The organism is Streptomyces sp. NPDC126510, from assembly GCF_040302345.1.
GTDB lineage: Bacteria > Actinomycetota > Actinomycetes > Streptomycetales > Streptomycetaceae > Streptomyces.
Genome location: NZ_JBEORR010000044.1, coordinates 1 through 11,639, shown reverse-complemented (window position 1 = coordinate 11,639; position 11,639 = coordinate 1). Strand labels below are relative to the sequence as shown.

At 63.6% G+C, this 11,639-nt stretch carries 10 protein-coding genes and 1 pseudogene; 9 read left to right on the top strand and 2 right to left on the bottom strand.

Going from position 1 to position 11,639, the window contains the following annotated elements:
• Window positions 1–14: 14 nt before the first annotated feature.
• A complete protein-coding gene (locus ABTX60_RS38480; protein ID WP_351954359.1) occupies window positions 15–908 on the bottom strand; it encodes a S1C family serine protease in 894 nt (297 codons plus the stop codon).
• A 726-nt stretch (window positions 909–1,634) separates the two neighbouring features.
• Here ABTX60_RS38480 and ABTX60_RS38475 point away from each other — a divergent pair.
• The 9 genes and pseudogenes from ABTX60_RS38475 (at window position 1,635) to ABTX60_RS38435 (ending at window position 9,802) form a co-directional block, all read left to right on the top strand.
• Window positions 1,635–2,081: a general stress protein gene (locus tag ABTX60_RS38475; protein ID WP_006551058.1), complete on the top strand. Its 447-nt coding sequence runs from the start codon at window positions 1,635–1,637 to the stop codon at window positions 2,079–2,081.
• A gap of 3 nt (window positions 2,082–2,084) precedes the next feature.
• Window positions 2,085–3,959, top strand: coding sequence for a molecular chaperone DnaK (gene dnaK / locus ABTX60_RS38470; protein WP_350834964.1), 1,875 nt, complete (start codon window positions 2,085–2,087; stop codon window positions 3,957–3,959).
• Between the two features lie 8 nt (window positions 3,960–3,967).
• The gene (locus ABTX60_RS38465; RefSeq protein WP_003942659.1) at window positions 3,968–4,492 is read left to right on the top strand and encodes a nucleotide exchange factor GrpE; all 525 of its coding nucleotides are present in this window, start codon (window positions 3,968–3,970) and stop codon (window positions 4,490–4,492) included.
• Window positions 4,493–4,498: 6 nt separating this feature from the next.
• Window positions 4,499–5,437, top strand: a complete 939-nt coding sequence (locus tag ABTX60_RS38460) for a DnaJ C-terminal domain-containing protein (protein WP_352101575.1) — start codon at window positions 4,499–4,501, stop codon at window positions 5,435–5,437.
• Window positions 5,434–5,763, top strand: a complete 330-nt coding sequence (locus ABTX60_RS38455) for a chaperone modulator CbpM (RefSeq protein WP_352101574.1) — start codon at window positions 5,434–5,436, stop codon at window positions 5,761–5,763. The genes ABTX60_RS38460 and ABTX60_RS38455 overlap by 4 nt, the downstream gene beginning before the upstream one ends.
• Complete coding sequence (clpB, locus tag ABTX60_RS38450) at window positions 5,745–8,378, top strand: ATP-dependent chaperone ClpB (RefSeq protein ID WP_352101573.1); 2,634 nt, start codon at window positions 5,745–5,747, stop codon at window positions 8,376–8,378. Before ABTX60_RS38455 ends, clpB begins: the two co-directional genes overlap by 19 nt.
• Window positions 8,379–8,392: 14 nt before the next feature.
• Window positions 8,393–8,620: pseudogene (locus ABTX60_RS38445) on the top strand (thioredoxin domain-containing protein); the annotation flags it as partial.
• Entirely contained in the window at window positions 8,572–9,348 is a 777-nt protein-coding gene (locus ABTX60_RS38440) for an NAD(P)/FAD-dependent oxidoreductase (protein ID WP_352101572.1), read from the top strand. The pseudogene ABTX60_RS38445 and the gene ABTX60_RS38440, both read left to right, overlap by 49 nt.
• A gap of 4 nt (window positions 9,349–9,352) precedes the next feature.
• Window positions 9,353–9,802, top strand: a complete 450-nt coding sequence (locus ABTX60_RS38435) for a DUF1931 family protein (protein WP_350834955.1) — start codon at window positions 9,353–9,355, stop codon at window positions 9,800–9,802.
• Window positions 9,803–10,304: 502 nt separating this feature from the next.
• Here the strand turns inward: ABTX60_RS38435 and ABTX60_RS38430 are convergent.
• A complete protein-coding gene (locus ABTX60_RS38430) occupies window positions 10,305–10,712 on the bottom strand; it encodes an IS30 family transposase (RefSeq protein WP_050794007.1) in 408 nt (135 codons plus the stop codon).
• Between the last annotated feature and the right edge of the window lie 927 nt (window positions 10,713–11,639).

Genomic DNA, 11,639 nt, shown 5'->3' with positions numbered 1-11,639 from the left:
CTTGGAATAGTCGTTCAGCTGGCGGGGCGGTCTGTCACTGTGACCGAGATCTGCTGGATCTTGCCGCCGCGGAGCACGGTCAAATCCACTCGATCGCCCGGGTCGACGGCACGGAGCGCCGCGATGAAGTCCTCCGCCGACTCGATGTCGTGGCCGTTGACCGCGGTGATGACATCGCCCGGCCGGATACCCGCGGTCGCAGCCGGACCGAGCGGGACGACCTCGAGGACGACGACACCGTCGGTGCGGTCGACCGCCAATTGTTCGGCGATCTGCGGTGTCAGCGTGCCGGGCTGAATGCCGACGTACGCATGCTGGGCAGTTCCCGAGGCCAGCAGTTGATCTGCGACGTCGACGACATCCGCCGCGGGGATGGCGAAACCCAGAGCCACCGCACCCGCCGACGGGGGAATGTAGGCCTGGCTCATCCCCACGACCCGCCCTTGTCCGTCGATCAGCGCACCCCCGGAGTTACCCGGCGAGATCGCGGCGTCGGTCTGAATCAGGTCGACCAGCGGCGCCCCGGTGGAGGCCGACCCGGGGATCTGACGGTGCAATCCGGAGATGATGCCCGAGGTGACCGTGGCCTCGAACCCCAGCGGACTGCCCACGACTACGGCGAGCGCGCCGACCTCTGGCAACGCTGTCTCGAACGTCGCCGCAGTCAGATCGGTGCGGTCCGCGTGAAGGACCGCGACGTCGGTCACGCGATCGACGGCCCGCACGTTCGCGGACACCTGTTGCCCGTCCGCGAAGGCCACACTCACCTGCCGGGCACCCTCGACCACGTGGGCGTTGGTGACGATGGTGCCGTCGGTCTTGTAGACGATGCCGCTGCCCACACCGGACCCGGTAAGCACCGTGACGACCGAGGCCTCCACCTGCCGGACCAGTGCCGGCAGGTCCACGGCAGGCCCGGCTGGGGGCGTCGAGGTGGTGGGAGCCGAGGCGCCGCATCCCGCGAGGAGGGGGACCGCGATCGCGACCAGCGGCACCCAGATCGAGGAACGTACGGTCGACGGAACGCGCATCAGCGACCGGTTCCGTACGACATCGGTCTCCTACATGCACCTACTGCGAGTGGGCCCACCAGATCAACATACCCCTGTCTCCTCCCGTGGTCCGCGACTCCCGACCCGCGTCACATGCTCATAGAAATCTACATCGACGATTGCGGTGCGCGTGCCTCAGCTGCTGCGGCGACGAGTCGTATATTGTTGTACTACTTTTATTTTCAAGACCGATATGCCTGTTTCGGCCCGATTCGCATGCCGTACTGTGCAGCCGAGCCTGCGCCTACCGGTTCGGCGTCCGGTCGGGCAGTCAACCGGTTGAGCTCACGAACGGCCCAACCGCAGGAATCGGACTTTAGTGACTTCACTGTACGAGCTGATCCGACAGCTGGAAGAAGAGGATTCGTCACTGGTTTTCTTCTGCACCAAGCGATTAGGAACAGCCGCTGGGTCCTGATCCTCTACGTGAGGGTGAAGACTCTCACCCATTTCTTTCGGCTGCTAGGGTCTTGGTAGCGGGAGTTCTACTCCGAAACCCCAGTCCATCGACGCCGAGGGGGCGTGATGTCAGAGTCCAGTGGCGGAACCTCCGCCGTAAGTCCACACCCACCTGCTCGCCAGGTGATTGCGACATTCGACACCTATGCCGACGCCGAGAGCGCCGTCGACTACCTCTCCGACCAGCATTTCACGGTAGACAAACTGGCCATCGTCGGTCGCGACATCGAGCTGGTCGAGCAGATCGTCGGCCGATTGAACTACGGCTGGGCCGCTCTGCGCGGCGCCGCCGCGGGCGCGCTGACGGGTGCGCTGTTCGGCTGGATCTTCGGGTTACTCGATTGGGTTCAGCCGCTGCTCACGGGCCTCGCGCTCGCCTTCTACGGGTTGGTATTCGGTGCCGTTGTGGGCGCTCTGCTCGGCCTGCTCATGTATGCGCTGCAGGGCGGCCGGCGCGACTTCACCTCAATCCAGTCATTACAACCACGTCACTACGAAGTCCTCGCCGATGTCGAGGTCGCGGACGAAGCCGTCCGCTTGCTCACCGGCCGGACCGATCGAAAGGAATGAGTCATGGCGACTGCTGTGGGTATAGACCTGGGCACCACCAACTCGGTCATCGCAAGCTGGCAAGGCGGCGAGCCGGTGGTGATCTCCAATGTCGAGGGAGCGCGGACGACGCCGTCGGTGGTGGCGTTCACCGAGAGCGGCGAGCGCCTGGTGGGTCAGCTTGCCCGACGGCAGGCGATCTTGAATCCGAAGGGCACGATCTACTCGGCGAAACGCTTCATCGGACGTCACTACGACGAGATCTCCGAGGAAGCCAAAGCGGTCAGCTTCGACGTCGTGCCGGGTGACAACGGTGAGGCCCGCTTCGACGTGCGCGGCAAGAAATACGCACCGGAGGAGATCAGTGCCCTCGTGCTGCGCAAGCTCGTCGACGACGCGAGCAAGTTCCTCGGTGAGAAGGTGAAGGAAGCGGTCATCACTGTTCCTGCCTACTTCAACGACGCGCAACGAAACGCCACCAAGGACGCCGGCCGGATCGCGGGCCTCGAGGTTCTGCGGATCATCAACGAACCGACCGCTGCGGCACTCGCGTACGGCATGGACAAACAGACCCACGAAACCGTACTGGTCTTCGACCTCGGCGGCGGAACCTTCGATGTGAGCCTGCTCGATGTCGGCGAGGGAGTGGTCGAGGTTCGTTCCACGGCCGGCGACTCCCACCTCGGCGGCGACGACTTCGACCGACGCCTGGTGGACTACCTCGCCGACGAATTCCAGCGCGCGGAGAACATCGATCTGCGCAAGGATGCGCAGGCATTGCAGCGCCTCTTCGAGGCCGCGGAGAAAGCCAAGGTCGAGTTGTCCTCGGTGACCCAGGCCCAGGTAAACCTGCCTTTCGTTACCGCTGACGCGAACGGTCCCAAACATCTCACCACCACGATCATGCGATCGAAGTTCGATGATTTGACTGCCGATCTGGTGGAACGCTGCCTCGACCCCGTGAAGCAGGCGATGAGTGACGCCAAGGTCACCGCCAACGACATCGACGAGGTGATCCTGGTCGGTGGTTCGACACGTATTCCTGCGGTGCAGGCGCTGGTTCGCCGGCTCACCGGCGGCAAGGACCCCCACATGGGCGTCAACCCGGACGAGGTCGTGGCGCTCGGTGCCGCAGTCCAGGCGGGCGTGCTCAAAGGCGAGGTCTCCGATGTGCTGTTGCTCGATGTCACCCCGCTGTCCCTCGGCGTCGAGACGCAGGGCGGGGTGATGACCAAGATCATCGAGCGCAACACGACGATCCCGGCACGGCGCAGCGAAGTGTTCTCCACGGCGGAAGACAATCAGTCCGCCGTGGACGTCGTGGTGCTGCAGGGCGAACGCGAACGTGCGGCCGACAACCGGGTGCTCGGCCGGTTCCGGCTGGAAGACATCCGCCCCGCGCCACGTGGCGAGGCCCAAGTCGAAGTCACTTTCGATATCGACGCCAACGGCATCCTGAACGTCACCGCCCGCGACAAGGACACCGGCAAGGAACAGAGCATCACGATCAGTGAACAGGGCAACCTGGACCAGAGTGACGTCGAGCGCATGCTGGCAGAGGCCGAACGGAACCGGGGTGAGGACGAGGCGCTGCGCAAGGCGGTCGACGCACGCAACGCGCTCGATTCGGTTGCCTATCAAGTGGAACGGCGACTCGCCGAACTCGGTGACAGTGCCCCGCCGCATGAGAAGGCGCGGGCCGAGATGCTGATCGCCGACGCCAGGAAGGCGGTCAAAGACGGTGCTTCACCCGCGGAGGTTCAGCCACTCACCTCGGAGCTGCAACAGCTGCTCTACGGACTTGTGCCGGACCAGTCGGACGACGGCCAAGCAGGCGGCGCTGATGCTGCGTCGTCGGATGACGACGACGTGATCGACGCCGAATTCGATCGAAGCTGAGGCACACGATGGAAAGGTCTGCAGATCATTCGACGACCGAGCCGGCTACCGACGGTACCGACGGGGATCAGACCGAGACGGCGCCTGATCGCACCGACACGGGGGCCGAGTTGGCTCAACTCGAGGACCGTTGGCGCAGGGCCGTCGCAGATCTGGACAACCTGCGCAAGCGATACGCCAAAGATCTGGACCGTGAACGCGCCGCGGAAGTAGCGAAGGTTTCGGCGGCGTGGCTGCCGGTACTGGACAACTTGGAGCTTGCGCTGGCCCATGCGGGCAGCGATCCGCAGGCCGTCGTCGAGGGTGTGAAGGCGATCCGGGATCAGGCGGTACAGGTGCTCTCACGGTTCGGCTTCGAGCGCCACGACGAGGTCGGTGTGCCGTTCTCCCCGGAGCTCCATGAAGTGGTCAGTGTGGTAACCCGACCCGACCTTCCGTCCGGGACCGTGGTCGAGGTCTTGCGCCCGGGTTATGGAGAGGACGGGCGACAGTTGCGGCCCGCCGCGGTGGTCGTCAGCCGCCCAGAGGGGTGAGCACCGATGGCCCGTGACTACTACGAAGTACTCGGGGTCCCGCGGGGCGCCGGCACCGACGAAATTCAGCAGGCGTACCGCAAGCTGGCCCGCAAGTACCACCCCGATGTGAACAAGGATCCCACTGCGGAGGACAGGTTCAAGGAGGTCAATGAGGCCTATCAGGTGTTGTCCGACACGGACACCCGGAAACGCTATGACCGATTCGGTGACGACTTCCGGCATGTACCCGAGGATTACGACGAACGGGTGCGGGCAAGCGCCGGTGGGTACGGCGGCGGGTTCGGCGGCGGCGGGTACGGCGGTGGGGGCGGGGGCAGAAGGGTGCACTTCGGTCACGGTGTCGGTGGCGAGGGCGGCGTCGACTTCGAAGACCTCTTCGGGCAGATGTTCGGCGGAGGCGGTGGGTTCGGACCGATTCCCGGCGCCGATCAGGAGGCGGAACTGGAACTGGCTCTGGAAGAGGCGTATCGGGGCGGAAAACGCACTCTCAGACTGGACGGACGGCAGTATGACGTCGACATTCCGGCCGGTGTCCTGGACGGCCAGCGAATCCGGTTGGCCGGGCAAGGAGGCCGGGGCAACGGTGACGCGCCGCCTGGGGATCTGTACCTCGTGGTGCGGATCAAACCGCATTCACGGTTCCGCGTGCAGGGTCGGGACATCTACGTCGATCTGCCCGTATCGCCATGGGAGGCGGTTCTCGGGTCGACAGTCGTCGTTCCCACACCGGGCGGAGAGGCGAAAGTCAAAGTGGTGCCTGGCTCTTCGACTGGTAGGAAGCTGCGCCTGCGCGGAGAGGGAATGCCGAATCCGCGCGGTGCCAACGGCAACCTCTACGCCGAAATCAAGGTGATGGTTCCGTCGAAACCGACAGCACGTGAACGCGAGCTGTTCGAGCAGTTGGGCGCCGAATCGAACTTCGATCCGAGGAAAGAGACATGAGCACCCCGACCCCGATCACTCAGTACGTATTGGTTCGCCGTACCGGATTGTCGCCGGACGCCTTCGCCGAACGTACTGGCCTGCACCCGGATCTGGCACGAAAACTCGTGACTCTCGGACTGCTCGACGCCCACCGCTACGCCGGCGGAGAGATGTCGTTCGACCCATCCGAAGTGACCCACGCCGCCCGCATCCAACGGCTGCGGACCGGCCTGGGCCTGAACTACTCGGCAATCGGGCTCGTGCTCGATCTGCTGGATCGAATCGAAAGACTCGAAACAGCTGCCCGCAGAAGGAGGACATCCTCATGGACACCGGCAGCTTGACCGAAAAGTCACGAGAAGCCTTGCAGGAAGCCCAGAATGTTGCGACCAGAATGGGCCACACCGAAGTCGACGGAGAGCACCTGCTGCTCGCATTGGTCGATCAGCAGGATGGGTTGGTGCCCCGACTGCTCGAACAGGCCGGCGCGAATGTCGAAGCACTTCGATCCGATCTGGATCGTGAACTGTCGCGTAGGCCGAAGGTCAGCGGCCCCGGCGCGACACCCGGTCAGGTGACGATCACCCAGCGCCTGGCCAAGCTGCTCGACGCCGCAGAGCGGGAGGCGAAGCGACTCAAGGATTCCTACGTGTCGGTGGAGCATCTCGTGATGGCCCTCTCCGAGGAAGGATCGGCCAGCGCGGCCGGTCGGGTCCTCGCCAGTCACGGGGTCACACGAGACGCCTTCCTCACAGCGCTGACGAAGGTGCGCGGCAATCAGCGTGTCACGTCGGCGACCCCGGAGGGGGCGTACGAGGCATTGGAGAAGTACGGGCGCGACCTCGTCTCCGAGGGACAGGCAGGCAAACTCGATCCGGTCATCGGCCGGGATGCCGAGATACGCAGGGTAACTCAGATCTTGAGCCGGAAAACGAAGAACAACCCGGTGCTGATCGGCGACCCCGGTGTAGGTAAGACTGCGATTGTCGAGGGTCTCGCCCAGCGGATCGTCCGCGGCGACGTGCCCGAGGGCCTACGCGACAAAACGATCTTCTCGCTCGACATGGGTTCACTGGTGGCCGGTGCGAAGTACCGCGGCGAGTTCGAGGAGCGACTGCAGGCCGTGCTGTCCGAGGTGAAGGCTGCCGAGGGGCGCATCCTGTTGTTCGTCGACGAGTTGCATACCGTGGTCGGAGCGGGCTCGGTCGGCGGCGAGGGGTCTCTCGACGCCGGCAACATGCTCAAACCGATGCTCGCACGCGGCGAACTGCACATGATCGGTGCCACCACTCTCGACGAGTATCGCAAGCACATCGAATCCGATGCGGCACTGGAGCGTCGATTCCAGACCGTTCTCGTCGACGAGCCCAGTGCCGAGGATGCGATCTCGATTCTGCGCGGACTTCGAGAACGCCTCGAGGTGTTCCATGGCGTGAAAATTCAAGACGGTGCATTGGTGGCCGCCGTGACCCTCTCGCACCGGTACATCACCGACCGCTTCCTTCCGGACAAGGCGATCGATCTCGTAGACGAGGCATGCGCTCGGCTCCGCACCGAAATCGATTCGATGCCTGCCGAACTCGACGAGCTCACCCGGAAGGTGACCCGTCTGGAGATCGAAGAGGCCGCACTGTCCAAGGAAACGGACGCGGCCAGCAAGGCGCGCCTCGAAGAATTGCGCAAGGAGCTGGCCGACCTGCGGGCCGAGGCCGACGCCCGGCACGCTCAATGGGAGGCGGAGCGGCAGGCGATCCGGCGGGTGCAGGAGCTGCGGGGAGAGCTGGAACGATTGCGCCACGAGGCCGAGGAGGCGGAACGCAACTACGACCTCAATCGGGCCGCCGAGTTGCGGTACGGCGAGATCACCGCGCTGGAGCGCCGGCTCGAGGCGGCGGAGGAGCAACTGGCTACCAGGCAGGGCCGGAATCCGTTGCTGCGTGAAGTGGTCACCGAAGACGAGATCGCAGAGATCGTGGCCGCATGGACGGGTATCCCGGTCGCCCGGCTGCAGGAAGGTGAGCGGGAGAAGTTGTTGAAGCTCGACGAGATTCTCCACGAGAGGGTCGTCGGTCAGGACGAGGCGGTGCAACTGGTCGCGGACGCGGTGATCCGGGCGAGGTCCGGTATCCGTGATCCGCGCCGGCCGATCGGTTCGTTCATTTTCCTGGGCCCGACGGGCGTGGGAAAGACCGAGCTTGCAAAGACGCTGGCCAGCGCCCTATTCGACAGTGAAGACAACATGGTGCGCCTCGATATGAGCGAGTACCAGGAACGGCACACGGTGAGTCGGCTCATCGGTGCACCTCCCGGGTACGTCGGGTACGACGAAGGTGGCCAGCTCACCGAGGCGGTGCGGCGTAAGCCGTACTCCGTGGTGCTCTTCGACGAGATCGAGAAGGCCCACGCCGACGTCTTCAATACCCTGCTGCAGGTGCTCGACGACGGCCGGATCACCGATTCTCAAGGGAGGCAAGTCGATTTCCGGAACACGGTGATCATCATGACCTCCAACATCGGATCCCAGCATCTCCTCGAGGGGGTCACAGCCGACGGCGAAATCAAGCCGGACGCCCGGGAGCGGGTGCTGGCGGAACTGCGCGGGCATTTCCGCCCCGAATTCCTCAACCGGGTCGACGACATCGTGTTGTTCTCCCCGCTCACGCTGCCCCAGATCGAGTACATAGTGGAACTGCAGCTCGCCGATCTTCGGAACAGGTTGTCGGAGCGCCAGATACACCTGGATATCACGCCGGAGGCACGCCGGCTGATCGCCGAACACGGTTTCGACCCTGTCTACGGTGCGCGGCCGCTGCGCCGGTACATCGCCCACGAGGTCGAAACCAAGATCGGCCGTGCACTGTTGCGGGGTGAAATCAAACCGGGTGGCACCATCAGTGTCACGGTGGACGGCGGCGAGCTTGCCGTCGCGTATGCCGAACCCGCCGTCGCGGCGGCCTGAGAAGAGGTGTCGTCATGGGATCCGACAAGGTGAAGTGCCCGCACTGCGGCAAGACCAACAACATCCCGGCAGCAGGGGAAGGAAAACCTCGCTGCGGGAACTGCCACGAGCCGCTGCCCTGGATCGCCGCGGCAGGAGACGGTGACTTCGCGGAGGTCGCCGAAAAATCCTCGGTGCCTGTGCTCGTCGATCTGTGGGCGACGTGGTGCGGCCCGTGTCGCATGGTCAGCCCCGCGCTCGATCCGAGGCCGGGAACCATGTGCTCCGACTGGCGGACGGCGGGTCGGTGCACGCCCGGGCCGTTGTGCTCGCCGCCGGAGCGCGGTACCGCAAGTTGGCCGTTCAGGGGATCGAGGCGCTGGAAGGAACAAGCGTGTACTACGCCGCAACGCATCAGGAAGCACGGATATGCGGCACCGACCCGATAGCCATCGTCGGTGGCGGCAACTCCGCCGGCCAGGCCGCCGTCTTCCTCGCCGAGCATGTCTCACAGGTGCACCTGCTCATCCGCGGCGATGACCTCGGGAAGAGCATGTCCCGATACCTGGTCGACCAGATCGAACACCATCCGCGGGTCACCGTGCACCGGCACACCGAGATTCGTGCGGTCCACGGCGAGAAATACCTCGAAGCAATTGCGGTCGAGGACAATCATACCGGCGACCAGGACACGATTCGGGTGCGCGCCCTGTTCGTCTTCATCGGGGCAGTACCGCACACAGGGTGGCTTGCCGACGCGATCGCACTCGACGACCACGGCTTCGTCCTCACCGGTGTGGACGCGATCCACGCACGAGCAGACGGCAGCCTGCCAATCAACGGCGGCCTGTCCAGGACGCTCGAAACCAGCCTGCCCGGCCTGTTCGCGGCGGGCGACATCCGCCGAGGTTCGGTGAAACGAGTGGCATCCGCCGTCGGCGAAGGAGCGATGGCCGTACGCCAAATCCATGAATACTTCGAAAGGAGCTGACGACATGCCAGTAATGGGCACCGTGAAATTCCAGCGGTTCTTCAGGGCAGCGGCCGGACTGCAGGTCGACCGGAACGATCTCAAGCGCTATACCGATTTCATCGACGACAAGATCTACGACCTGATCCTGATCGGGAAAGCCTCCGCGAAAGCAAACTTGCGCGACGTGATCGAACCGTGGGACCTGCCGATCACCAAAGGATTACAAGAGAGCATCCACCGGTTCGAAAAACTCGACGAGGAGATCGAACTACAACCGCTGCTCGATCAACTGACCGCCCGCCCGCCCTTGGACGTGGCCCTCTCCGAGGAGACAGAGCAACGACTGCCGCTGATCGCAGGAGGGTTGAGCGTAGCGCTGGCGCAAACCTTCGCCACGATCGAACCGGACCGCAAGAACCCCGGCACAGCCCAATGGACAGTCGCCTTCGACATCTTCCACCTACTCCTGTGACTACCACCCGTCCCGGCGAACCAGTAGATCACCGGGACACCACACCGTGGTCGGGAATCACGAACCACGGCTATCGACACCACGCCAGACAGCGTGTCTGAGTTCGAATATGCCGTCCTGCTCCGGAAATGCCGGAGCGATTCAGCCGCGCTGAAATGCTCGTGGGTTCACCCCGGATGGTGGATACCGAGCTGGCGGGACCGAAGGTTCCGCTGGGAGGAGGTCCTCATGTCCCGCAAGCGCAAATCGTTTACGACCGATACACGGTCGAAGCCGCCACAGGGTGATCGATTCCGGCCACACCATCGCCGAAGTCGCCCACGACCTCGGATTAAGCAAGAACCTGCTCGGACAGTAGGTCGCCGACGAACGACGACGCATCGACGACGCCGCTACAGTCGGATAACAACCGCTCACTGCCGCGGAACGGACAGAACTGGCCAGGCTGCGCAAGCAGGTCTCCGAACAGGAGACATCGCATTCCTGAAAAGCGTCCTTAAATTCAACCTGCCAACGCAACAGCCTCTTCCGCCACAAACTCCGCGGGCGCTCGGAACCCGAGGCACTTCCGTGGCCGGTTGTTGAGCCTGGCCGCGATGGCATCGAGGTCCGACTGGCTCAGATCCCCGAGATACATTCCTTTCGTAAGACACTGGCGTAAAAGCTTATTGGTGTTCTCATTCGTCCCGCGCTGCCAAGGACTACGCGGCGCTGCAAAGAAAATCTCGATACCCGTTGCTGCACTGAGCAGCTCGTGATCGGCCAATTCCATCCCCCGATCCCAGGTTAAACTCCGACACAATGCCGAATCCATTCGCCCGTATTCCCGCACCAGTACGGGCACCACCGAGGTGGTATGCCGACTGGGTGTCTGCACGATCGTCAAGTAGCGGTCCCTGCGATCTACCATGTCGCAACCTGACTGTTCTTCGAACCGATCACCAGATCACCTTCCATGTGTCCAGTCACGCTGCGATCCTCGGCATCGGCGGGTCGATCCTCGATCGAGCGCGCATCGATGACCTGCGACCTCCATTGCCCTTTAACAGTGCCGCTCATTCTTTCGGATCAGCCGCCATGTTCGTAGGCGCTTGCACAGCTACTGCGGAATCACATCCCACCGAGTAGTGTAGATCGAGCGGTAGATCGTCTCGTGGCTGATCGCCAACTCCTCGTCACCGCTGTGATGCAGTCTCAGATGCCCGACAATCTGCTCCGGCGACCACTCGTCTTCGAGTGCCTGAAGTAAAGCAAACGAACTCGGGAAAACTCGGGGTACAGGATTGAGCCGTCCCGCCGACGTGACATCCCCCAGATCATCGGCGGGAAACCAGCATAGGGTGCACCGCTTTCCGTCTCACTGACCGACCTAGTTCTCGCGATCGACGAAGCCGCCGGCATTCTCCTGGACCATGCCCTACCCTCCAGCTTCCTCACCTGCACGTTCGACATCGATAACGAGCACCTGCGAGTAATTCTCGCCGCGACGACGGCACCGATCGACACCAGCACCACCTCGTTCCATTGGTTCGTCCTCCACAGGCTGGTCGACGACGTCGTTCTCGAACAGTTTCCCTCCACAGCCGCCGACGCACCCGATAACTCGGCAACGACGATCATCCTGACCAAGGCACTACAGCCAGGTTCGTGATGCCGTCCACGACGAGCAGCCCACAACTACACCCGAACCTCACACACGTAGGCCCGGCACACCACTGCGCCGCAGCCCTAGACGGTATGAGGGGACTGTCTGAATAACGGTGGATCCGGTCCTTGATTCAACACGCCGAGCTGAGCTTGGCGGGAAGGATCGACGATGACCGAAACACTTGATCCC